Origin of the sequence: Pseudomonas macauensis (assembly GCF_047902425.1) — a bacterium.
Classification (GTDB): Bacteria; Pseudomonadota; Gammaproteobacteria; order Pseudomonadales; family Pseudomonadaceae; genus Pseudomonas.
The window spans coordinates 3,111,052-3,134,140 of sequence record NZ_CP138377.1 but is presented as its reverse complement, the minus strand read 5'-3'; the positions used below and the strand labels follow the sequence as shown (position 1 = coordinate 3,134,140).

The 23,089-nt window shown below is 66.1% G+C and carries 24 protein-coding genes; 12 read left to right on the top strand and 12 right to left on the bottom strand.

Annotation, left to right across the window (positions count from 1 at the left end; translation table 11 throughout):
* Positions 1-53: 53 nt before the first annotated feature.
* Positions 54-1,205: an iron-containing alcohol dehydrogenase gene (locus SD196_RS14525; RefSeq protein ID WP_416310286.1), complete on the top strand. Its 1,152-nt coding sequence runs from the start codon at positions 54-56 to the stop codon at positions 1,203-1,205.
* Positions 1,202-1,639: an acyl-CoA thioesterase gene (locus SD196_RS14520; protein WP_331319384.1), complete on the top strand. Its 438-nt coding sequence runs from the start codon at positions 1,202-1,204 to the stop codon at positions 1,637-1,639. Before SD196_RS14525 ends, SD196_RS14520 begins: the two co-directional genes overlap by 4 nt.
* A 93-nt stretch (positions 1,640-1,732) precedes the next feature.
* On the opposite strand, the gene SD196_RS14515 is transcribed toward SD196_RS14520, so the two are convergent.
* Positions 1,733-3,019, bottom strand: a complete 1,287-nt coding sequence (locus SD196_RS14515) for a glycosyltransferase (RefSeq protein WP_275611753.1) — start codon at positions 3,017-3,019, stop codon at positions 1,733-1,735.
* Positions 3,020-3,248: 229 nt separating this feature from the next.
* Positions 3,249-4,181, bottom strand: a complete 933-nt coding sequence (locus SD196_RS14510; RefSeq protein WP_275611754.1) for a GntR family transcriptional regulator — start codon at positions 4,179-4,181, stop codon at positions 3,249-3,251.
* Between the two features lie 201 nt (positions 4,182-4,382).
* On the opposite strand from SD196_RS14510, the gene SD196_RS14505 reads away from it, so the two are divergent.
* The 9 genes from SD196_RS14505 (at position 4,383) to SD196_RS14465 (ending at position 13,008) form a co-directional block, all read left to right on the top strand.
* Positions 4,383-5,432, top strand: coding sequence for a spermidine/putrescine ABC transporter substrate-binding protein (locus tag SD196_RS14505; RefSeq protein ID WP_416310285.1), 1,050 nt, complete (start codon positions 4,383-4,385; stop codon positions 5,430-5,432).
* An 89-nt stretch (positions 5,433-5,521) separates the two neighbouring features.
* Positions 5,522-6,394 carry an ABC transporter permease gene (locus SD196_RS14500; RefSeq protein WP_275611756.1) on the top strand — a complete coding sequence of 291 codons (873 nt, stop codon included), beginning with the start codon at positions 5,522-5,524 and terminating at the stop codon, positions 6,392-6,394.
* The gene (locus SD196_RS14495; protein ID WP_275611757.1) at positions 6,387-7,190 is read left to right on the top strand and encodes an ABC transporter permease; all 804 of its coding nucleotides are present in this window, start codon (positions 6,387-6,389) and stop codon (positions 7,188-7,190) included. Before SD196_RS14500 ends, SD196_RS14495 begins: the two co-directional genes overlap by 8 nt.
* The gene (locus SD196_RS14490) at positions 7,183-8,262 is read left to right on the top strand and encodes an ABC transporter ATP-binding protein (protein ID WP_275611758.1); all 1,080 of its coding nucleotides are present in this window, start codon (positions 7,183-7,185) and stop codon (positions 8,260-8,262) included. Before SD196_RS14495 ends, SD196_RS14490 begins: the two co-directional genes overlap by 8 nt.
* Positions 8,263-8,295: 33 nt before the next feature.
* On the top strand, positions 8,296-9,600 hold the full coding sequence (locus SD196_RS14485; protein WP_275611759.1) for a glycosyltransferase: 1,305 nt from the start codon (positions 8,296-8,298) through the stop codon (positions 9,598-9,600).
* Complete coding sequence (locus SD196_RS14480; RefSeq protein ID WP_275611760.1) at positions 9,593-9,958, top strand: cupin domain-containing protein; 366 nt, start codon at positions 9,593-9,595, stop codon at positions 9,956-9,958. Before SD196_RS14485 ends, SD196_RS14480 begins: the two co-directional genes overlap by 8 nt.
* A 137-nt stretch (positions 9,959-10,095) precedes the next feature.
* Positions 10,096-10,440, top strand: a complete 345-nt coding sequence (locus tag SD196_RS14475; protein WP_017519228.1) for a cupin domain-containing protein — start codon at positions 10,096-10,098, stop codon at positions 10,438-10,440.
* Between the two features lie 4 nt (positions 10,441-10,444).
* Positions 10,445-11,476: an aminoglycoside phosphotransferase family protein gene (locus SD196_RS14470; protein ID WP_275611761.1), complete on the top strand. Its 1,032-nt coding sequence runs from the start codon at positions 10,445-10,447 to the stop codon at positions 11,474-11,476.
* A gap of 17 nt (positions 11,477-11,493) precedes the next feature.
* Entirely contained in the window at positions 11,494-13,008 is a 1,515-nt protein-coding gene (locus SD196_RS14465; protein ID WP_275611762.1) for an aldehyde dehydrogenase family protein, read from the top strand.
* Positions 13,009-13,016: 8 nt separating this feature from the next.
* Here the strand turns inward: SD196_RS14465 and SD196_RS14460 are convergent, their stop codons facing one another.
* The 5 genes from SD196_RS14460 to SD196_RS14440 all read right to left on the bottom strand — a co-directional run bounded on the left by SD196_RS14460 (position 13,017) and on the right by SD196_RS14440 (position 17,579).
* Complete coding sequence (locus SD196_RS14460; protein ID WP_275611763.1) at positions 13,017-13,607, bottom strand: GNAT family N-acetyltransferase; 591 nt, start codon at positions 13,605-13,607, stop codon at positions 13,017-13,019.
* A gap of 272 nt (positions 13,608-13,879) precedes the next feature.
* Complete coding sequence (locus SD196_RS14455; RefSeq protein ID WP_275611764.1) at positions 13,880-14,554, bottom strand: polysaccharide lyase family 7 protein; 675 nt, start codon at positions 14,552-14,554, stop codon at positions 13,880-13,882.
* Between the two features lie 159 nt (positions 14,555-14,713).
* On the bottom strand, positions 14,714-14,893 hold the full coding sequence (locus SD196_RS14450; protein WP_207887598.1) for a hypothetical protein: 180 nt from the start codon (positions 14,891-14,893) through the stop codon (positions 14,714-14,716).
* A 144-nt stretch (positions 14,894-15,037) separates the two neighbouring features.
* Positions 15,038-15,451 (bottom strand): hypothetical protein, encoded by a 414-nt coding sequence (locus SD196_RS14445; RefSeq protein WP_275611765.1) that lies wholly within the window; start codon positions 15,449-15,451, stop codon positions 15,038-15,040.
* Between the two features lie 334 nt (positions 15,452-15,785).
* Complete coding sequence (locus SD196_RS14440; protein WP_416310284.1) at positions 15,786-17,579, bottom strand: acyl-CoA dehydrogenase; 1,794 nt, start codon at positions 17,577-17,579, stop codon at positions 15,786-15,788.
* A 243-nt stretch (positions 17,580-17,822) separates the two neighbouring features.
* Between SD196_RS14440 and SD196_RS14435 the strand changes: the two genes are divergently transcribed.
* Positions 17,823-18,596, top strand: a complete 774-nt coding sequence (locus SD196_RS14435) for an ABC transporter ATP-binding protein (RefSeq protein ID WP_416310283.1) — start codon at positions 17,823-17,825, stop codon at positions 18,594-18,596.
* 101 nt (positions 18,597-18,697) lie between these two features.
* On the opposite strand, the gene SD196_RS14430 is transcribed toward SD196_RS14435, so the two are convergent.
* Genes SD196_RS14430 through SD196_RS14410 form a run of 5 tightly spaced genes read right to left on the bottom strand, consistent with a single transcriptional unit; the run spans position 18,698 to position 23,038 of the window.
* A complete protein-coding gene (locus SD196_RS14430) occupies positions 18,698-18,982 on the bottom strand; it encodes a DUF971 domain-containing protein (protein WP_416310282.1) in 285 nt (94 codons plus the stop codon).
* Positions 18,979-19,950, bottom strand: a complete 972-nt coding sequence (locus SD196_RS14425; protein WP_416310281.1) for a HEAT repeat domain-containing protein — start codon at positions 19,948-19,950, stop codon at positions 18,979-18,981. Before SD196_RS14425 ends, SD196_RS14430 begins: the two co-directional genes overlap by 4 nt.
* Positions 19,947-20,795 carry an ABC transporter ATP-binding protein gene (locus SD196_RS14420; RefSeq protein ID WP_416310280.1) on the bottom strand — a complete coding sequence of 283 codons (849 nt, stop codon included), beginning with the start codon at positions 20,793-20,795 and terminating at the stop codon, positions 19,947-19,949. The genes SD196_RS14425 and SD196_RS14420 overlap by 4 nt, the downstream gene beginning before the upstream one ends.
* Positions 20,792-21,580 carry an ABC transporter permease gene (locus SD196_RS14415; protein WP_416310279.1) on the bottom strand — a complete coding sequence of 263 codons (789 nt, stop codon included), beginning with the start codon at positions 21,578-21,580 and terminating at the stop codon, positions 20,792-20,794. Before SD196_RS14415 ends, SD196_RS14420 begins: the two co-directional genes overlap by 4 nt.
* Before the next feature lie 51 nt (positions 21,581-21,631).
* Positions 21,632-23,038 carry an ABC transporter substrate-binding protein gene (locus SD196_RS14410; protein ID WP_275611772.1) on the bottom strand — a complete coding sequence of 469 codons (1,407 nt, stop codon included), beginning with the start codon at positions 23,036-23,038 and terminating at the stop codon, positions 21,632-21,634.
* Between the last annotated feature and the right edge of the window lie 51 nt (positions 23,039-23,089).

The window sequence follows — 23,089 nt, the reverse complement described above, 5'->3', positions numbered from 1 at the left end:
CAGGGGGAAGGGCGGATCGCTCTGCGATTGTCATCCAGGAAAACGGAGGCACCATGCGGACCCTCACTTTCAACACGACCCCTTCGATCTGCATCGAGCGTGGCGCCGCCGGGCGCCTGGCCGAGCGCGTGCGCGCCATGAACTGCCGCTCGGTGCTGCTGGTCACCGACCCGGGCGTGCTCGCCGCCGGGCTGATGCAGCCGCTGATCGACGGGTTCGCCAAGGCCGATATCCCGCTGCGCGTGTTCAGTGACGTTCAGGCCGACCCGCCGGAACACGTCATCCAGGCCGCCGTGCAGGCCGCCTTGGCTTGCTCCGCGGACTGCGTGATCGGCTTCGGCGGCGGCAGTTCCCTCGATGCGGCCAAGCTGGCGGCGCTGCTGGCGCGCAGCGGCGAGTCCCTGGCCAGTGTGTACGGCATCGAACAGACCCGTGGCCCGCGCCTGCCGCTGATCCTGGTGCCGACCACCGCCGGTACCGGTTCGGAGGTCACCGCCGTTTCCGTCGTCACCACCGCGTCGGGAGAAAAGAACGTCGTCATCTCGCCGATCCTGCTGCCGGACCTGGCGGTGCTCGACGCCAGCCTGACCCTTGGGCTGCCCACTCACGTCACCGCCGCGACCGGCATCGACGCGATGGTGCACGCCATCGAGGCCTATACCAGCCGCGAGCGCAAGAACCCGATTTCCGATTGCCTGGCACGCGAAGCCTTGCGCCTGCTGGCGGGCAACCTCGAACGCGCGTGCAGCAACGGCGCCGATGTCGAGGCGCGGGAGAACATGCTGCTGGGGGCTTGCCTGGCGGGCATGGCCTTCGCCAACTCGCCGGTCGCCGCCGTGCACGCGCTGGCTTATCCGCTGGGGGCGCGCTTCCATGTGCCCCACGGGCTGTCCAACTCGCTGGTGCTGGCTCCGGTGCTGCGCTTCAACCTGGACGTCGTGGCGCCGCTCTATGCCGAACTTGCGGACATCGTCCTTCCCGGCCTGCAGGGCGACGCCCATGGCAAGGCCCGCGCGCTCGCCGAGCATTTCGCCGAGCTGCCGGCGCGGCTGAACCTGCCGACCCGTCTGCGTGAAGTCGGGATTACCGAACAGGACCTCGAGGCCCTGGCGCGGGATGCCATGAATCAGACACGCCTGCTGGGCAACAATCCGCGCGTGGTCAGCCTGGACGACGTGCGGGCGATCTACCGGGAGGTGCTATGAGCGACCGCAAGCCGCGTCCGCGCCGTGGTGACTTCGTGCGTTGCTACGAGATCACCACGCGCTGGGGCGACCATGACTCCTATGGCCATGTGCAGAACGTCGTCTATTACTCGTTCTTCGACTCGGCCATCAGCCAGTTCCTGGTCGAGTGCGGCACGCTGGACATCGCCAGCAGCCCGGTCATCGGTCTGATAGTCGCATCCAACTGCACCTACTTCGCCTCGATCACCTTTCCCGACCGGGTCACCGTTGGCCTGCGCATCGCCCACCTGGGTAACAGCAGCGCGCGGTACGAACTGGGTGTGTTCCGCAATGACGAGGACGAAGCCTGCGCGCGGGGGGAAGTGGTCTACGTCTATGTCGAGCGGGACAGCCAGCGATCAGCCAGCATCCCCGAGGCGATTCGTGGCGAGTTGATCGAACTGGCCAACTGATCGGCCCTCACCGGCTCTACAGGTCTGCGCCGGGTTCCCGGCCGCTCGCGCGGCAGCTCCTGGCTGGGTCTTTGGACATTGCCTTCGGTGTGCTCAGTCGGTGCAGATGTCGAGAATGGCCCGCGCCGCCGCCGTGGTGCCGCGCGAGGCTTGCATCTGCTCGCGTACGGCGGCCAGGCGTTGGCGCATTGACGGGTCGGCGAGCAGTTCGGCCAGCGCTTCGGGCAGTGCGGCGAGCGGGTCCTCGTAGCGCGGCAGGTAGCGCGCCACACCCACTTCCTCGGCGCGCCGGGCGTTGTCGTGGCCGTCCCAGCAGTAGGGGATGATGACCGACGGCAGGCCGAAATACAGCGCCTCGCAGAAGCTGTTGTTGCCGCCGTGGTGGATGAACAGCTGGCATTCGCGCAATACCGCCGGCTGCGGGAACCAGCTGTCGAGATAGACGTTGTCCGGCACCGTGTCGTAGTGCTCGCGGTAGGCACCGACGTTGATCAGGAAGCGGTAGGGCAATTGCGCCACGGCGTCGATCAGCCGGCGCATCATTGCCACGTCGGCGGCGCCGAGGCTGCCGAAGCTGACGTAGATCAGCGGGGCGTCATCGTGCCGGGGGAACTGCGGCGGGATGTAGGGCGCCTCGCTGCGTACGCAGCCGTCGAGGTACAGGTAGCGCTCGGCCGGCAGCGGATTGGTGCGCTCGTAGCGCACCGGCGTCGGCGACAGCAGCAGGTTGAGCCAGGGCGAGTCTTCCAGGAACTGGCCGGCGGGCAGAGCGGGATGGCCGCATTCGGCGAGGAAGCGGGCGAAGCGCTCGTGGGTGGGTTTCACCGCCTGCAAATAGCGTTCGCGGAAGGTCGCGCAGGCCTGTGGGTCCTGGCTGCTGGCCCCAGACAGATAGGGCGGTACGGCCGGGTCCGGCAGTTCGGTCTCGGCGCAGGAGACCATCCGCACCCAGGGGCAGCCGGCAGCGGCGATGGCGGGGAAGGCCACCACGTTGTCCAGCACGATGGCGTCGGGTTTGAGCCGGGCGAGCAGTTGCTGCAGCGGTCGCTCCGACTCGATGGCGGTGTCGATGATGGCTTCCCAGGCCGGCGCCACGTAGCTGTCGATCTGCGCCAGCGGCGTCTGGTCGAAGTAGGGCACGTTGCGCTCGATGAAGCGCTCCCAGTAGTGCTGGTGGTCGGCGGCGGAGAGCGGCGAGTCCAGTTGCAGCGGGTACTCGGCGAAACCGTACTCGGCGAAGATGCCCTGGAAGTGCGAGTGGCAGATGAACACCGGGCGCGCGCCGAGCTCGCGCAGCGCCTGGGCGATGCCGATGCAGTTCAGCGCGGCGCCGAAGCTGGCCTCGGGGAAGAAGGCGATGGTTCTTGTTCTTTGCGTCATGGGCGCATCCGGGAGTTGCTCAGAGCCTGTTTACGATCTGCTGCGCGTCGGCATAACTGCGTTAAAAACAGGCTCGGATTGCTCATTTACAGCTCGTAAACTCCGCATCCTCGCCTGTTTTTGCCTTGTTCTGCTCTAGCTCGCGAGATCGTAAACAGGCTCTCACGGGCACTGCGTGAAACTGATACTGCATTTTTTCGCTAAAAAAAACACCGTGATCGAAAAATAGTTACCGGCGTGCCCCGGCGAAGGACTGCGGAATCCCGCGGTTGGCGGTCTGCGGACGCTGCGCCGCGGACAGCCGCAGGTGCAGGCGCATCAGGTCGGCGGCGACTTCCAGCTGGCCGCGCTCGATCTGCTCGATGATCCGCAGGTGCTCGCGCAAGGCCTCCTGCAGGCGGTGCACGCTGACCATCGGCAGCAGGTTAGGGAGGCGGCGCAGGCGCTGGTGTTGCAGCAGGGCGTCGCCGACGAAGCGGTTGCCGCAGCCCTGGGCGATCAGTTCGTGGAAGCCGATGTCCAGCTCGCGGAACTGCGCGACGTCGAAGCGTTCGACGGGCGCCGCCAGCAGCTCTTCCATGGCGCCGCGCATCAGCGCCAGGCGCGCCAGGTCCGGGTCGAAGCCGGGGGCGAGCAGGGCTTCGGGTTCGAGGATCAGGCGGTAGCGCAGGCTGTCTTCCAGCGCCGCGAGGTTGTTCAGCAGCGGGCGGAACGACCAGCTCTGTCCGGCGCCGCGCTCCAGCACCTGGTCCTCGCTGAGCTGCGCCAGCACCTTCTGCGCGGCGGCGCGGTTGATGTCGTAGCGGCGCATCAGCTCGCTGGCGCTGAGGCTGTTGCCCAGCCGTCCGGCCATGCGGTCGCGCAGCACCGAGGCGGCCAGGGCTTCCTCTTCGGCCTGGGGCAGGGCGGGGCCGAGCACCTGGGCGGAAGGGTCGGCGGCGAGGCGGTAGCCCTTGCCGGGCTCATGGGCCACCAGTTGCTGCTCCAGCAGCAGGTCGAGCCCCGCGCGGATCAGTGTGCGCGACACCCCGAAGGTGCGCGCCAGTTGCTGCTCGGACAGTCCGTCGCCATCGCCCAGGCCGGTGTCCTGGGCGTGCTCGATGATCCGCCGGGCCAGTTCCAGGTGGTTGGTGCGCGGTCTTTTCTCGGTGTCCTTGCTCAAGCGGCGTTCTCCAGCGGGGCCCGTGGTAAAGGGGCGACCCCTTATGCCACAGCGAGGGTGGTCCAACAAGAATGTGGAAATGGTTGTAGGAAATTGTTGACTTCGCCAGTGGTTCGGTTTTTATTTTGAAAAAAAGACATGTAGTACGCTTTTCGTTCCGCTGCCGTCGACACAACAACAACCAATCGTCAGGTGCGCAAGATGAAGCTGAAGACCATGCTCTACGCAGGGGCGACCCTCGCGCTCACGCTGTCCGCCACCACCGCCAGCGCCAAGGATCTGGTGATCTCCATCTGGGACGGCTACATGGCCCCGGACAACCTGGAGAAATTCCAGAAGGCCACCGGCCTCGAAGCCGACAAATCCCTCCACGCCACCAACGAAGAGATCATGGGCAAGCTCATGGCCTCCGGCGGCGAAGGCTACGACGTGGTGTTCGTTTCCTCGCCCTTCGCCGAGATCCTGCACAAGCAGGGCCTGCTCGCCGAGATCGATCCGGCCAAGGTGCCGAACCTCAAGAATCTCTACCCCGAAGCGCAGAAGCTCGAATACGACCCGGGCAACCACTTCTCCGTGCCCTACACCTGGGGCACCACCGGCATCTGCTACCGCTCCGACAAGGTCAGCCCGGCGCCGACCAGCTGGAGCGACCTGCTCAAACCGTCCGACGCCCTCAAGGGCAAGACCACCATGCTCGCCACCGACCGCTGGCTGCTGGGCGCTGGCTTCCTGGCCAACGGCTGGTCGGTGAACGACGGCAATCCGGACCAGATCAACACCGTGCGCGACCAGCTGATCGCCACCAAGAAACGCCTGCTGTCCTTCGACGACACCACCTTCTACTCCAAGCTGGCCTCGGGCGAAGCACTGATGGCCCATGCCTGGGACGGCTGGTGCAACTACGGCACCCAGGCCAACGAGGCGATCAAATTCGTCGTACCCAAGGAGGGTTCCGACCTCTGGGTGGACACCATGGTCGTGCTGAAAAGCTCGAAGAATCCCGACGCCGCCTACCGCTTCATCAACTACATGCTGAAGCCGGCGAACCACGCCTGGGTCGCGGAGAACATCCTCTACAAGGTGCCCAACCAGGCGGCGATGGCGACCCTGAAGCCCGATCTGCTGGCTAAGTACCCGAACCTCACCACCACGCCGGCCGAACTGGTCAAGCAGCAGCAGTTGCGTGATGTGGGTGGCTCGACGCAGAAGGCGTACACCCGCGCCGTAACGGAAATCATGGCCGCTCAGTAAGGCCGATGGGGCGTCGCACTGGCGCCCCGCAATTCTCTCCGGAATAACCCTGAAGCACCCCGCCTGGCGTGGGGTTGGGGGAACTACGCATGACCGCTTTATCCGCCGACCGCAAATTGTCGGCCTGGCTGCTCGCGCCCGGTCTGGGCTGGCTGGCCCTGTTCCTGCTGCTGCCGTGCCTGCTGGTGCTGCTCTACAGCTTCCTGGAGCGCGGTGCCTATGGTGGCATCGACTACGTGTTCACCTGGGAAAACTACCGCCGCGCGGTGGACCCGCTGTACCTCGATATCCTCCTGCGCTCGGCCAAGATCGCCGGCCTCGCCACGCTGTTCGCGGTGCTCATCGGCTACCCGGCGGCCTACGCCATCACCCGCACCACGCCGCGCCGGCAGGCGGTATACCTGTTCCTGGTGATGCTGCCGTTCTGGAGCAACTACCTGATCCGCACCTACGCCTGGATCGTGCTGCTCAACCGCGAAGGCCTGCTCAACCGACTGTTCAGCCTGCTGGGCTACAGCGGCGAGCCGATCAGCCTGCTCTACACCGACGCCACTGTGGTGCTCGGGCTGGTCTACAACTACATCCCCTTCGTCATCCTCGCCATCTACAGCTCGCTGTCGCGCATCGACAATGAGCTCTGGGAAGCCTCGCGAGACCTCGGCGCCTCCGGCTGGACCACCTTCCGCCGGGTGATCCTGCCGCTGTCGGTACCGGGCGTGGCCGCCGGCGCGGTATTCGTCTTCGTACTCTCCATCGGCAACTTCATTACCGCCGACCTGCTGGGTGGCAAGCAGGTGCAGATGGTCGGCAACCTGATCTACGCGCAATTCCTCACCGCGCGGGACTGGCCTTTCGGCGCGGCGCTGAGCTTCTTCCTGATCGGCATCATGCTGCTGTTGCTGTTCATCCAGGCCATGGTCTCGCGCCGGGCCCAGGGCGCGGAGGGCGAACGCCATGCGTAACTCATCCGGCATCGCCCTCGGCACACACCTGTGGCTGGTGTACGCCTTCCTCTATGTGCCGATCCTGGTGCTGATCCTGCTGTCGTTCAATGCCAGCGGCCTGCCCACCGCGTGGGGCGGCGCGTCGCTGAAGTGGTACGCCAAGCTGCTGGCCAACGCGTCGATCCAGCATGCGGCGCTGAACACGCTGATCGTCGCACTGACCTCCACCTTCATCGCCTGCGTGCTCGGTACGCTGCTAGCCCTCGGCGTGGAGATGCGCGCGCGCAACAGCGGCAAGAAAGGCAGCAACCTCGCCGACACCCTGCTGATGGCGCCGATGATCATTCCCGACATCGTCCTGGCCATCGCGCTGCTGAGCTTCTTCAACCTGCTGAAGATGAGCCTGGGGCTGCACTCCATCATCCTCAGTCACGTGGTGTTCAACATCGCCTTCGTCTGCGCGGTGGTGCGCACCCGGCTCAAGCACTTCGACTATTCGATCCTCGAAGCCAGCATCGACCTGGGCGCCGGCTGGTTCACCACCGCACGCCGGGTCCTGCTGCCGGCGATCTTCCCCGGCGTACTGGCGGGCGGGCTGCTGGCGTTCACCCTGTCGGTGGACGAATTCATCATCGCCTTCTTCAACTCCGGCTCGGGCAGCGCGTCCACCACGCTGCCGATGCAGATCTACTCGATGATCCGCTTCGGCGTGACCCCGGAAATCAACGCCCTCGCCACTCTGGTGATGCTGGTCAGCTTCACCGCGCTGTTCGCTTCCCAACGTCTGAACAAGGTGCCCAAAGCCCATGACTAAGTCATCCGACCTGCTCGTGCTGGACCAGGTGAGCAAATCCTACGGCGAGGGCCTGACGGCGGTGGACCAGGTGTCCCTGGCGATCCGCGAGAACGAGTTCTTCGCGCTGCTGGGCCCGTCCGGCTGTGGCAAGACCACGCTGATGCGGATGATCGCCGGCTTCGAGACACCGACCTCCGGCGCCATCTATCTCAACGGCCAGGACATCTCGCCGCTGCCGCCGAACAAGCGCCCGTTGAACCTGATGTTCCAGTCCTACGCGCTGTTCCCCAACATGACCGTGCGCGGCAACATCGCCTACGGCCTGGAGATGGAGAAGCTGCCCGCTGGTGAAATCCGCCAGCGTGTGGATGCGGTGCTGGACACCGCGCAGCTCGGTCCGCTCGCCAACCGCCGGCCGGACCAGCTCTCCGGTGGCCAGCGCCAGCGCGTCGCCCTGGCCCGCGCACTGGTCAAGCGTCCGCGCGTGCTGCTGCTGGACGAACCCCTCGGTGCGCTGGACAAGAAGCTGCGCGAGAAGATGCAGCTGGAACTCAAGCGCCTGCAGCACGAGAGCGGCATCACCTTCATCATGGTCACCCACGACCAGGAAGAAGCCCTGGTCATGTCCGACCGCATGGCCGTGCTGCGCGACGGCAAGGTCTGCCAGTGCGGCAGCCCCAGCGAGCTCTACGAGAACCCGGGCAGCCGCTTCGTCGCCGACTTCATCGGTGTCAGCAACCTGATCGAAGGGCGCCGCGTGGGCACCAACCGCCTGCAGGCCGGCGACCAGGTGCTCAGCATCGAGACCACCGCCGAGTCGAGCCCCGAGAGCGTGACCCTGGCGTTGCGCCCGGAACGTCTGCGCGTGCTCACCGACGCCACGCCGACCACCGACAACCAGGTCCATGGCGAGGTGGCGGAGGTCGCTTACCACGGCCTGGACACCAACCTGCACGTGAACACGGCGCTCTCCAGCAAGCCGCTGATCGTCCGCGTGCCGTCTTCGGACTACGACTTCTTGCGCCTTGCCGCCGGCATGCCGGTGCGCCTGGGCTGGGATGCGCGGCACGGCCGCGTGCTGACTCACTGATTGCTTCAAGAACAAGACTTACAGGAGAGCACCATGAGTAGTGAACGCAAGGTCATCGCCTTCTTTCCCGAGGCCGCCTACGGCCCGGCCCTGAACTCCGTGGGCATCGCCCAGGCCTGCGAGGCGCTGGGGCACAAGGCGGTGTTCCTCACCGATCCGGGGATGACCGGGGTCTATTCCGCCTACGGCTTCGAGGAGCATTACGTGAACATGTCCGAGCCGATGCCGGCCGAGGAGATGGCGCGCTACTGGTCCGACTTCATCAATGGCCACATCCCCAACTTCCGCAAGGCGCCGATCGACCAGCTCGACAACTACGTGAAGGAATGCTGGGAGGCCATCGTCTCCACCTCCAAGTGGGCGCAGAAGGAGTTGCCGGCGATCCTCGACCGGATCAAGCCGGACCTGATCTGCGTGGACAACGTGATCCTCTTCCCGGCCATCAAGCATTACGGCAAGCCGTGGGTGCGGATCATCTCCTGCTCGGAAAACGAAGTGCATGACCCGGACATCCCGCCGTATCTGTCGGGCATGAGCGTGGAGGACAAGGACGGTCACGCGCGCTTCCAGAAACGCTTCGAAGAAGTGATCGCGCCGATCCATGCCGACTTCAACGACTTCCTCGCCCAGTGCGGCGAGCGGCCCTATCCGCTGGGCACCTTCTTCGAAGAGTCGCCCTACATGAACCTGCTGCTGTACCCGGACCCGGTGAAGTTCCAGCGCCGCCATCCGTTGCCGGCGCGGCAGTTCCACTACCTGCAGGGCTGCGTTCGCACCGACAAGCCCTACGAGATCCCGCAGTTCAAGGCGCACAACGACAAGCCGCTGCTCTATGTCAGCTTCGGCAGCCTGGGCTCGGGCGATGTCGATCTGCTCAAGCGCCTGGTCACCACCATCGGCAAGCTGCCGTACCGCGCGCTGTTCAACGTCGGCGAGCACGTGGAGAAGTACACCGACCTGCCGGACAACGTGATCGTCTCCAACTGGTACCCGCAGCCCTCGGTGATCGCCCAGGTCGACGCGGTGATCCACCACGGCGGCAACAACAGCTTCACCGAGTGCCTGTTCTTCGGCAAACCGGCCATCGTCATGCCCTACGTGTGGGACGGCCACGACAACGCCATGCGCGCCCAGGAAAGTGGCCACGGCCTGCGCATGGACCGCTACGAGTGGAGCGAGGAGGACCTGGCGCGCAACATCGCCCAGCTGCTGGGCGATGACCTGATGAAGGAGCGCCTGGCGCGCACCAGCGACTACATGCGCTCGCGCAAAGGGCCGGAGGACGCCGCGCGTATCCTCGACCAGCTCATGCAGGGCAAGGCGGTGAACCATGCCTGAGTTCAAGGCCGACAGCAGTGCGCCGCACATCCGCGGCGCCCGCGCATACGACGACCTGGTGGACTGGGGCGTGCAGTCCGACGCGCTGGAAGGCGTCTCGCACTCCAGCGGCCGCCTGCTGTTCAAGGGGCCGAACAACAGCCCGGAAACCGGCCTTTGGGTCTGCACCCCTGGACGCTGGCGGCTGTCGATCCCGCGCGACGAGTTGTGCCACTTCGTCGCCGGCCGCGCCACCTACCGCTCCGACGAGGGCGAGGTGATCGAGGTCGAGCCCGACACCCTGGTTCTGTTCCCGGCCGGCTGGACTGGCGAATGCACCGTGCATACCACGTTGCGCAATCTCTACATGCTGGCGTGATTTCGTAGGGCGCATAACGCCCCAAGCGGTATCCGCCGTCGATCCTGCGCCGAACCCCTCGGCGGATAACCGCAAGCGGTTATTCGCCCTACGCCTTATCCGACCGCCCAAGTGGGTGGCCATTGCTGGAGAAAGACATGAAGACCCCCGTTATCCACCGCCCGTTGCAAGTCACCGAACTCAAGGACTGGGGCGTGATCCCGACCATGCTGGAGGGTGAGTCCCACGTCAGCGGCGTGGTGCTGCACAAGGGGCCCGAAGGCCAGTCCGAATGCGGCATCTGGCACTGCACGCCGGGCAAGTGGTTCTGCCACGTCACCAGCGACGAGTTCTGCCACTTCCTCGAAGGCCGCTGCACCTATGTGCACGAGTCCGGCGAGGTAATCGAGATCGAGCCGGACACCGCGGCCTTCTTCCCCAAGGACTGGAAGGGCGTGTGCACCGTGCACGAGACCATCAAGAAGGTCTACATGATCCGGTGATGCCATGAACCTGCCCCTGGAAACCACCCGTGCCGCAGCCCGCGAGATATTTCTCGCCGGCTGCGGCCATGCTGGCCGGCCCCTGCTCGCGCTGCCGGCGGATGCCTCCGCGCGACGCTACTTCCGCCTGGAGGGGCAAGGTCTGCTGCTGATGGATTCGCCGCCCGGCGCCGAGCCGTTGGCACCCTACCTGCGGGTGGCGCAATTGCTGCGCGGCTGCGGGCTGTCGGCGCCGAAGGTGCTGGCCGCGGATGTCGAGCTGGGCCTGGCGCTGGTGGAGGACTTCGGTCACGCCACCTACACCCGGCTGCTCGCCGTCGGCCATGATGAAGCGGCGCTGTACCGCCTCGCCGTGGACGCCCTGGTGCGCCTGCATCGCGCCGGCCCCCAGGCCGCCGAAGGCGTGCCGGCCTATGACGGCCAGAAGCTGGGCGAGGAGGCGGCGCTGTTCATCGACTGGTACGCGCCGCTGCTGGCGGGGGAGCGCAACACCGCGCGACTGCGCGAGGCCTACCTCGACACCTTCGCCAGGGTTTGTCGTGACGTCGCCATGCGCCGCGAGGTGCTGGTGCTGCGGGACTACCACGTCGACAACCTGATGCTGCTGGCCGACCGCGAAGGCGTCGCCGCCTGCGGCCTGCTGGATTTCCAGGATGCCCTCTGCGGCTCACCGGCCTATGACCTGATGTCCCTGCTCGAAGACGCCCGTCGCGACGTGTCTGAAACGCTGCGCGTGTCCTTGCTGGCCCGCTACCTGAGCCAGCGCCCGGAAGTCGATGGCCGCCGCTTCATGGCCGACTACCAGGCATTGGCCGCGCAGCGCCACGCCAAGGTGCTGGGCATCTTCGTGCGCCTGGCCCGGCGGGACGGCAAGAGTGGCTACCTGAAGCACCTGCCGCGCGTGCTCGGGCTGTTCCGGCGAGCGCTGGACAGCGAGCCCCTGCACCCCTTGCGCGACCTGCTCGATGCCGAACTCCCTTCCTGGCGCCAGCCGCTGCCCGGCGAATTGCTCGCCGAACGTCTGGCCACCCACTGAATCTTGCGGAGCATTCCATGACCGAATTCCACAGCGCTTTCCATCCCGATTCGCCCCTGCGCTTCATCGGCCCGCACTACCAGCGCGCCGCGACGCATCGCCTGCGCGACATCATCAATCCCGCCGACCTGACCACGGTCGGCCGCATTGCCCTGTGCGATGGCGAGGACGTGGATGCCGCCATCGACGCCGCCAACGCCGCCCAGCGCGAGTGGAAGCGCGTGGATGCGAAGTCCCGCGCGGCGATCCTCCATCAGTTGGCCAACGCCATCGAAACCGACCAGGCCACCCAGCGCGAAGTGGCGCGGCTGATGACCCTGGAAATGGGCAAGCCATTCCCGGAGGCCATGGGCGAGCTGGCCAACTGCGCGCCGATCTTCCGTTACTACGCCGAGATGGCGCGCGACGAGGCTGGCAAGGTGGCCGGTACCACTCAGCTCGGCTCGTTCCAGCATGTGCGCTACGAGCCCTATGGCGTGAGCGTGCACATCATGCCGTTCAACTTCCCCATCCTGCTGATGTGCTGGACTCTGGCGGCCTCGCTGGCGGCGGGCAACGCCTGCATCGTCAAGCCGGCGGAAAGCACCACACTGTGCACCCTGAAATTCATGGAGCACTTCAAGGTGCTGCCGGCGGGCATGGTCAGTTGCGTGCCGGGCGATGCCAGCACCGCGCAGCGCCTGGTGCAGTCCGAGCGCACCCACGCCGTGGCCTTCACCGGCAGCGTCGCCGCCGGCAAGGCAGTGGCGGTGGCCTGTGCCGAGCGGATGAAGCCTGCAGTGATCGAGGCGGGCGGCAGCGACCCGATGATCATCTCCCGCCACGCGCCGCTGGAAGTGGCGGCGGCCGGCGCGGTGACCGCTGCCTTCCACCTGACGGGGCAGATCTGCACCTCGGCCGAGCGCTTCTTCGTGGTGGACGAGATTCACGACCAGTTCGTCGCGCGCTTCGCCGAACGCACCCGCGCACTGCGCATCGGCCATGGGCTGGAACGCTCGGAGATCGGTCCGCTGGTGAGCGAAGCGGCCCGCGCCAAGGTCATCCGCCTGGTGGACGACGCCGTGGCCAAGGGCGCCACGTTGGTCTGCGGCGGGCGAATTCCGCCGCAATTCCCGGTGGGCTGGTACTTTGAGCCGACCATCCTCACCGACGTCACCCCGGCCATGGCGATCTTCCACGAGGAGTGCTTCGGCCCAGTGGCGGCCATCTGCAAGGTGAAGGACTTCGACGAGGCCGTGCGCCTGGCCAACGATTCGCCGTTCGGCCTGGGCGCTTCGCTGTTCTCCACCGACCTGGCCGAGGCCATGGAAGCGGCGGACCGCCTGGAAGCTGGCATGGTCTGGGTGAACAACCCGCTGATCGACAACGACGCCTTGCCCTTTGGCGGCTGGAAGATGTCCGGCATGGGCCGCGAACTGGGCCGCCAGGGCCTGGATGCGTTCCGCCGCTCGAAGATGGTGATCATCGACCACCAGCCGCAGATTCACTCCTGGTGGTACCCCTACGGGGATGAGGTGTTCTACCAGGGCTGAAATGAGGCTCAGGCGCGGCCCAGTCTTTCCAGGAGTCGCGTCTTTACCTCGGGCCACTCGCTGTCGATGATGCTGAAGCGCACCGAGTTGCGCTTGCGGCCGTCGGGCATGATGCGCTCGTGGCGGACGATGCCCTCCTGCACTGCACCCAGGCGCAGGATGGCGGCGCGGGATTTTTCGTTCAGCTCGTCGGTGGTGAACTGCACGCGCACACAATCGAGTTCCTCGAAAGCGTAAGTGAGTAACAGCAGCTTGGCCTCGGTATTGATCGGCGTGCGCTGCGCCGACAGGGCGAGCCAGGTGTGGCCGATCTCCAGCTTGCGGTTGATACGGTCGACCTTCCAGAAGCGGGTGCTGCCGACGATCTTCCCTGTGCGACGGTCGAGGATGGCGAAGGGCAGGACGGTGCCTTCCTCCAGGCCTTTTTCGGCCTTGGCAAGGTAGCTTCCCACGGTGTCCGGGCCAGGCACCACGGTGACTTTAAGGTTCCACAATTCGCCATCGGCGGCGGCCGCGAGCAGGGCGTCGGCGTGCTCGGCGCGCAGGGGGATGAGTTCGACATGATTGCCGGGCAGGTGCGGGCAGGCGAGGGCGGGCATGCTGTTGAGCTCTGGGCGGAACGAGCCTGAAGCCTACCGGAAACGGCGTGCGTTTCGAAGGAGCGGGTCTTGCCCACACAAGTACATGCCGCGGATTGAAACCTTGCAGGTGACTGTCTTGGACGGGCGCCAGATCCATGGGAGTCATTCCTGACAGCTTGGTGCCATGTCAGGATTTCGCGAACGTAGTGAGCTCCTGCGAGAGCCGATCCCTACGTAGGAACGGACTCCCGCCGCGATGGCAGCCGCAGGCCGCCGCCCAAGGCCCGCCCTCAGATATGCCAGATCTGCAGGTCCTTGATCACGCAGACCGAAGCATCGGTGGCCAGCGTGGTGTCGGTGAAATCTACCTGGTTGTAGACGCCGCCATGGAAATCGAAGGTCTGCGCTGCCCAACTGGCGTCCAGCGGCATTGAGGGCACGCTGGAGGTGCGGCCGTTGCAACTGGCCTGCACGCTGAGCATCAGGCTGGACGTGGCCAGGATCAGGATGTCGAAGTCCGAACCCAGCGGCACGTTGTCCAGCACCGTGCTGTTCACCGGGGTGGTCTGGTTGAAGTTCTGGCGAAAGCCCATGGTCAGCTTGCCCTTCTGCCAGAACACCTTTAGCAGCGGGCTGTCGTCGTTCTTCACGTGCATCTGGGCCACCACCACCTTCTGCGCCGAATTCACCTGGGTCACCTTCATCAACTGATGGTTCACATGCTCGGTAGCGCCGGTCAGGCTCCAGTAGATGGGCTCCTTCCATTCGCAGCGAGTCCGGTGGACGCTCTTGCTCGCCGCTCCCTTGGTCGGCGCAGTGAGCTGCAGGCTGCCGTCCGGTAGCCGGGTGACCAGCTCCGGATACTGCTCTAGAGCCACGGGACCGGGAACTTCAATAGCCAGCGTGTCGGTAGGTGTCTTTCCCACTGGCAGCGCGATATTGAGGTTGTCGATATTCACGTTCATACCGGCACTCCTTCCTTCGTCGGGGGTGCTGGCTTTGACCGGACTTCGCCCTGCCGTGTCGATTTTTCGGCCGAGCGGTCATGGTGGCTCTCGGCCCCTGTGAACGCCTTGCGTTACAACCGGGGAAAGGCTGGCACAGGAAAGCCTTCAGTAGTGGCTTCAGCGGCCCGGCAGCATCGGGGTGAGGTGCAGGATGTTCAGCAGGTGCGGGACACGCAGCGGGTAGCAGGCCTGCAGGCGCACGCGAGCTTCGGAGAGGGTCATGTGACGGGAGAACGAGCGGAGAACGGTCTTGCCCAGGCAGTGACCGTCCTGAAAATGTACGAGGAATTCATTCATGGCGAAGCGACAGCGGAGAAACACGCACAAAGTGGCGCACAGGCCACGAATGATAGCGGCTCCCGCTGTCCTGGCGTTGCCATAAATCATCCTTTACCGGGCTGCGCAGACAACTGATCCGACGACCGGCGGGTCGCAAGGCGGTCAACGTTCTGTGGCGTAGTCCAGGCGCATACCGAAGGCATGCATGAAGAACGCTGACAGCTGCAGTTCCAGCGTCTGCGCGTTGAGCGATGCCAGGTGCGAAGGTTGCCGCCGGGTACGCCGGCTGACGGCAGTGAATTCCTCATGGACGATGCCCTGCGTCAGCGGGTCGGCGATGAGGCGATAACAACTGTCCGGCAGGTCCTCGCGCTGCCTGGCGAGCAGGCTGAGTTCGGGGTGGCCATCGGCATTGGTGATCAGCTCCACGCTACAGCGCAGGCCTCGGTCGCGGGCGAAGCGTGAGGCTTCTTCGAATGCGGGCAGGGCCTTCTGCAGGACCTGGATTTCGAAGGCGAGGAAGAACTGATCGTCGAAATCGACTTCCGGGGTGTTCCGGGTTGCCTGGTTATGCATCGCCGGCCTCTCCTGTGTCGATGAATCAATGAAACCCGCTGCGAGCGTCGGGATCGCGTGGGTTTCGTCATCGCGGCATTGCAGCAACTACAACGCACACATCAGTCAGCCGGCAATGCCATTCTCCTGAACGAAAAGCCATCTCACTTAAGCGCCGGCGCACTGTCAATGAGCAATCCCGCATAAGGGCGGAGACGGAAATAGCCAAGCGCTCTGCCGTATGGCGTGGCGCGGGCCAGGAGCAGGAACGACGGATTATGCGAGGGGTGTAAAGCTGACGTTACACCTCGTCACCGCCCACCTGGACTTCGGACGGGCGGCTAAGGCATGGTCGTCAGAATGCGAAATCATCCATGGCCAGGGCGGCATCACTGCCGTCGATGATGCTCTGCGCCAGTCCCGGTGCGCGGGTCAGGACATGCCCGGCGTAGAACTGCGCGGTGCGCAGCTTGGCGCGGTAGAAGGTGGCGTCTCCGCTGCCGGTGGCCAGGTGCTGCTGGGCGATCCGCGCGGCGCGTGCCAACTGCCAACCGCCGGCAACGATGCCGAACAGCTCCAGCAACGGTACGGAGCCGAGCGCAACCAGGCGCACCTGGTGGTCGTAGTGATTGACGACGAAGGTCACGGCGTCATCCAGGGCATTGACGGCCAGGAACAGGTGGTGCCGGATGCCTGCCAGTTGCGCGTCCTCGTCCGGCAGGCCGCGTTGGGTATCGCGTATCGCCGTGATCAGCGCGGCCGCCGCTTCGCCCCGGTCGCGAGCGATCTTGCGACCGATCAGATCGATGGCCTGGATGCCAGTGGTACCTTCATAGATCGGGGTGATCCGCGCGTCGCGCAGGTGCTGGGCGGCGCCGGTCTCCTCGATGAAGCCCATGCCACCGTGGACCTGTACACCCAGGGAGGCAATGTCCACGGCGTTTTCCGTGCACCAGCCCTTGATCACCGGGATCATCAGCTCAACGAAGGCCTGTTTCCTGCGGCGCACAGCGACAGTGGGATGGCCGTGGGCCTGGTCCATGGCCAGCGCCACTTCGCAGGCCAGGGCGCGCATGGCCTCGATGCGCGAACGCATCGACATCAGCATGCGGCGCACGTCCGGGTGGCGCAGGATGGCCACCTTTTCTCGGCTGGAACTGCCGGTTTCGACGCCCTGGATGCGCTGGCGGGCGTAGCTCACCGCGCGCTGGTAGGCGCGCTCGGCCAATCCGATGCCTTCGATGCCGACCGAGAAGCGGGCAGCGTTCATCATGATGAACATGTATTCCAGGCCACGGTTCTCTTCGCCTACCAGCCAGCCGGTGGCGCCGCCGTGGTCACCGAAGGCCAGCACGGCGGTAGGGCTGCCGTGGATGCCGAGCTTGTGTTCGATGGACACGCAGCGCACGTCGTTGTGCTCGCCCAGGCTGCCATCGGGGTTCAGCAATACCTTGGGCACCACGAACAGCGAGATGCCTTTCACGCCCTCCGGCGCGCCGGGTACGCGGGCCAGCACCAGGTGAACGATGTTGTCGGTGAGGTCGTGCTCGCCGTAGGTGATGAAGATCTTCTGCCCGAACAGCTTGTAGGTGCCATTGCCACGCGGCTCGGCGCGGCTGCGCACGGCGGCGAGATCGGAGCCGGCCTGGGGCTCGGTGAGGTTCATGGTGCCGGTCCATTCGCCGCTGACCAGCCGGGGCAGCCAGGTGCGCTTGAGCTCGTCGGAGCCGCGCAGTTCGATGGCTTCGATGGCACCGCGAGTGAGCATCGGGCAGAGGCCGAAGGCCAGGTTGGCGGCGTTCCACATCTCCTCAACCAGCGTCGAGATCAGCCTTGGCGCGCCCTGGCCGCCGAAGTCGGCGGGGCCGGAGAGGGCGTTCCAGCCATTGGCGGCGAACTGTTCGTAGGCCGTGCGCCAGCCCGGGGCGGTGCTCACCTGGCCGTCCTGCCAGCGTGCGCCGTGGCGGTCGCCGACGACGTTCAGCGGCGACAGCACGCCCTGGGCGAAGCGTCCGGCTTCGTTGAGGATGGCCGCCGCCAGTTCGGCGTTCATGTCCTGCTGTCCGGGCAGCTCGGCCAGTGCGTCCAGCAGGTGCAGCTCGCGCAGGATGAACTGCATGTCGCGCAGGGGGGCGATGTATTCACTCATTTCGGAACTCCTGTGCAGCCTGCTGTGCGGTCGGGAGGCGTCGGTCCACGCTCAGGCGGATACCGGGGAATCCAGCACCTCCTGCATCGAGCGGGAGGCATTTTGGGGGCGCTAAAGAATGGACCTGCGCAGGAGGGCGGAAGTTTTCACCATCGGCGCGGAACTATGTCAGGGCGGGCGTTTCCGGGGCAGCATGGCTCGTGGTAGAACTGGCGCCCCGCTGACCGTCGATGAATGACCCGCATGATCGAATTCAACAACGTCACCGCCTACCAGCAGCAGACCCGTGTGCTGGATGGTTTTTCCCTGCACATTGGCGAAGGCGAGAAAGTCGCCATCCTAGGCCCCAACGGCGCCGGCAAGAGCACGCTGCTCAAACTGATCAGCCGCGAGCTCTACCCGGTGGATCGCGAGGGCAGTTCGCTGTCGTTGTTCGGCCTGCAGAACGTCACGCTTTGGGACCTGCGCAGCCGCATCGGTTTCGTCTCCCAGGACCTGCAGGAAGACTACACCCCCTTCACCCAGGCGCTGGACGTGGTGATTTCCGGCTTCTTCGGCGCCATCGGCAGCCACGGTCACCTGCAGCCCACGCCGGAGCAGGTCGAGAAGGCGCGCGAGCTGCTCTCCACCGTGGAGATGGATGGCTACGCCGATCGCATGTTCCAGCGCCTCTCCACCGGGCAGAAGCGTCGCCTGCTGCTGGCCCGCGCCCTGGTGCACGAACCCCGCGCGCTGATCCTCGACGAGCCGGCCAACGGCCTGGACATGGGCGCCAGCCTGCAGATGCTCAAGCTGCTGCGGCGCTTCTGTGGCGAAGAGCACGCCATGATCATCACCACCCACCATATCGACGAGATCATCCCGGAGATCGAGCGGGTGGTGCTGATCGCCCAGGGCAAGGTGGTCGCCGACGGGCCCAAGGCGGAGATCCTCACCAGTGAACACCTGTCCGCGCTGTACCACGTGCCGCTGAAAGTCACCGAGCAGGATGGCTGGTACCGCTGCTGGCATGCGTGAAAAGGAGCGGGCTTCTTCCGTGGCTGGCTTCGTGTCGCGAACCCGAGATGGAACCGGATTAACCGGCGGAATCGCGAGCCGGTATTGCACCGGACTAACCGTTATCGAGCTCCCAGACCGCGCAGGTACTCCCACGGGTAGATACCCCGGTCGTGGCCGTCATCGAACACCAGTTGCACGCCGTAGCCTTGCAGGTTCAGCTCCTGCAGGACGACGCTCGCCGGGACCAGATCGATCCGTCCCTGCAGCCGCGCCGCCCGGCATTGCGAGCAGGGACAGGCGCCGCGCAGGCGGGTGAAGGCGATGCACTGTTCGACACCATCGTTCCAGCGGATGCGCAATTCAGCGTCGGTGCTGGAACGGTGCAGCGTGACGGGCGTGTTCATGCCGATTGTCCCAATTGAGTCAGGGCGATGCGCACGGCCTTGCGGACTTCCGGGTCGCCATCGTGTTCGGCATTGCGCAGCGCGTCGATGGCGTCGCCGCTGCCCAGCTCGCCCAGGGCCAGCGCGGCTTCCTTGCGCAGGTTGCTGATGCCGTGGCCGAGTACCACCTTCAGGCCTTCCAGCGCCGGTAGATAGCGAAGCTTGCCCAGCGAACGCGCGGCGCGCAGGCGCACCTGCCAGAAGTCGTCTTCCAGTGCCCGCACCAGGGCATCGCCGGCTTCCGGCAGCGCCAGTTTGCCGAGGGTGCCGGCGGCTTCTTCGCGCACCTGCCAGGCCGGATCGGCCAGCGCCGCCTGCAAGGCGGGCAGCACGCTGGCGTCGATGGCCAGGCCCAGGGCGCCGGCGGCGGCACGGCGGACTTCGGCGTCCGGGTCGTCGCGGGTCAGGCGCGCCAGGTGCGGCAGGGCGTCGCTGCGCTTGAGCCAGCCGAGGATGCCCACGGCTTCGCGGCGTACGCCGGCGTCGGTGTCTACCAGTGCGTTGAGCGCAGGCTCGGCAGCCTCTTCCAGGCGCAGCTCGCGCAGGGCCCGCAAGGCGCTACGGCGCACGAAGATATCGGCGTGAGTTGCCCAGGGAAGCAGGCGCACGCCAGCTTCGGCGGTCTTCAGCTCGCTCAGACTCTGGGCGGCGGCTGTGCGAACGTCGTCGTCGCTGTCGGCCAGGGCCTGGCAGAGGGCGTCCACCACCTCGGGTTCTTCCCAGGCTTCCAGCAGGCGTGCGGCTTCGGCGCGGACGTTGGCGGCTTCGTCACCGATCAGGGCCGCGGCGAGCCAGGGCAGGCCGTCGGGATCTTCCAGGTCGGCCAGTTCGATCAGGGCGATGCGGCGCACGCCGGCGTCGGCATCCTGCAGGCGCGGTTGCAGGTCGAGAATGTCGGGGTTGTCGGTGCTCAAGTTGAAGGCAGTCATATGGCGAATCGCGGTATCCGTTGTGAAGTGGGCAGGCCCAGGGGCGTCAAGCGTGGCAGCTGACGGCCGTCTTCGTGGCGCAACAGTTCCAGGCAGTGACGCTTGAGCCGGGAGAATTCCGGCGTGGTGAGCAGGTCGGCGTGGCGCGGGCGCGGGAAGTCGAGGCGGATGTCCTCGAGGATGCGTCCGGGCCGCGGGCTCATCACCAGGATGCGGTCGGCGAGGAACAGCGCCTCGTCGATGTCGTGGGTGATGAACAGCACGCTGGTGCGCAGGCGCGTCCAGATGTCCAGCAGCAGCTCCTGCATCATCATCCGCGTCTGCGCGTCGAGGGCGCCGAAGGGTTCGTCCATCAGCAGCAGGCGCGGCTGGTTGATCAGCACGCGGGCAATTTCCACGCGCTGCTGCATGCCGCCGGAAAGCTGCGACGGCCAACGATCGGCAAAGCCATTCAGGCCGACCAGCTGGAGCATTTCATCGGCCTGCCTATGGCGCTCGGCGCGGGGAACGCCGCGCATCTTCAGGCCGAAGGCGACGTTGTCGCGCACCCGCCGCCAGGGCAGCAGGGTGTGGTGCTGAAACACCATGCCGCGCTCGGGCGAGGGGCCGGCGACGGCGCGGCCGTCCACTTCCAGCTGGCCGGCGCTGGGCGCCAGATGCCCGGCCAGTGCGCCCAGCAGGGTGGACTTGCCGCAGCCGGACGGGCCGAGCACGCAGACGAACTCGCCTGGCTCGATGGCAAAGCTCAGGGATTGCACGGCCTCGAAGGCGTCGCGACCGCTGCCCAGGTGGATCGACAGGCCGTCGACGCGCACGCGCCCCGGCGCGCTGGCGGGCAATGTCATGGCTTGCCTCCGGCCTGGCGCTGCCAAGGTGTGACGAAGGCGCCCAGTTGGCGCACCAGCAGGCTGCTGGCCATGCCGAGCACGCCGATCAGCAGCATGCCGACAACGATGTCGGGGTAGTTCTGCAAGGTGTAGGACTCCCAGGTGTAGTAGCCGATGCCCCATTGCCCGGAGATCATTTCGGCGGTCACCAGGCAGAACCACGAGGTGCCCATGCCGATGGCCAGCCCCGTGATGATGCTCGGCGTCGCGCTCGGCAATACCACTTCGAGCAGCAGCGCGAGACGGCTCGCTCCCAGGCTGCGGGCGGAGGCGAGCAGGCGCGGGTCGACCGCCTCCACGCCGTGGATGGTGTTGAGCAGGATGGGGAACAGAGCCCCGGTGAAGGTGATGAAGATCATCGACAGCTCGGAGCTGGGGAACATCAGGATCGCCAGCGGGATCCACGCCACCGCCGGGATCGGCCGTAGCACCTCCAGAGGCGGCAGCAGGCTGTCGCGGGCCCAGCGGCCACGGCCGATGATCAGCCCGAGGAGGATGCCGGCGACGGCGGCCAGCAGGTAACCGGTGAGCACCCGCAGCAGGCTGCTGCCCAGGTGGCGGCCGAGCTTGCTCGATTGCGCGAGGTTCCATGCCGCGTCCAGCACGTCGCGCGGGCCGGGCACGTTGGCGAAGGTGACCACGCCGAGGTTCACGTGGCGCGCACTGAGCACCTGCCACAGCGCCAGGCACACCAGCAGCGAGGCCAGGCGCAGACTCCAGCGGGTGAGGGTGGGTGTGTTCATCTGCGTATCTCCTGCAGCCCCGGCGGGTTGGCACCGGGGCTGGTCTTCAGGTCAGCGGCTGGCCACGGCCTGCTGGCTGGCGCCGGCAAAGTCGGCCACCTCGCCGCCGTGCTGGCGGGCGAAGGCGTCGGCCTGCTCGCGTAGCAGGAAGGCATCCAGCGCGCCGTCCTTGCCGCGCACGAACCAGGCCTGCCCGGCGAGCAGCTTGATGCCACTGTCGCTGGCCTGGGCATATACCGCGCGGATGTCCTTGCCTTGCTTCTTCAGTTCGGCGAGTTGGCCCAGTGCTTCCTTGGCGGAGGCATAACTGCGCACCTTCGGCTCACCACGAACCCAGATCTGCGCGACCTTGCGGGTGTCGGTGATCGGCTTGTGGGTCAGCGCATCGTTGCCCAGCAGCGGCTGCTGCGCGTAGTTCTGCAGCGCCTGGTCGTAGTCGGCACCGGCAGCCTTGAAGGCGGCGCGGATGTAGCGGTCGTCGACGAACTGCTCGACGTTCAGGCCGCGGTCGGCCTTCTTCAGCAGCTTCAGGGTGTCGATGGCGGTGGCTACGGCCTGGCGGTATTCCGGCTTCCAGGTCAGGTCGCGGGTCTGCAGGCCGAGCGGGCCGTGGAACAGGTAGTTCACCTCCGCGGGGATGCCGGCGACCTTCTCGATCAGCTCGCTGTACTTTTCCGGGTCCTTCGCCAGCAGTTGGTTGGCCTCGTAAGTGGCGCGCAGGTAGGCCTCGACGATTTCCGGATACTTCTGCGCGTAGTCGGCTTCCACCAGCGCCCCATGGAAGGTCGGCGCCTTGGCTTGCGAGCCGTCGTAGATCTTGCGGGCGATGCCACGGCTTTCGAACAGCTCGGCGAAGGGCACGAAGTCGGCGTGGGCGGCGATCTTGTTGGCCTGCAGGGCGGAGCCGGCGACTTCCGGCGGCTGCGCGATGATGGTGACGTCCTTCTCCGGGTCCCAGCCCTGGGCGGCGATGGCACGCAGCAGCAGGCCATGGGCGGTGGAGGCGAAGGGCACGGAGATGGTCTGGCCCTTGAGCTCGGCGAGCGACTGCACCTTGGACGAGGCGGGCACCACGATGCCGTTGCCACTACCCTCGATGCTGCCCGAAAGCACGCTGATGAACAGGCTGCGCTTGCCGGCGGCCTCGTGGGCGACGCCGTTGAGCGAGCCGGGGAAGTCAGCCATGGCGCCGAAGTCGAGCTTGCCGGCGAGCATCTCGTTGGTCAGCGGCGCGCCGCTGGTGAAGTTCTTCCACTGCACGTCGTACTGCGCGTCCTTGTACGGGCCGTCGTGGGGCAGGTACTTGTCGAGCAGGCCGAGTTCGCGGATCAACAGGCCGCCGGCGGCGCAGTTGATGGTGGTGTCCTGGGTGCCGATGGCGACGCGGATGGTCTCCGAGTGTGCCGAAAGGCTGGCGATGGCAAGCGCGAGGCCGGCCAGGGTGGTGCGCAAGGTCATGGGTGTTCCCCTCGAATCGTGAGTGTTGGAATCGTCTCCGCCGCAGGCCTT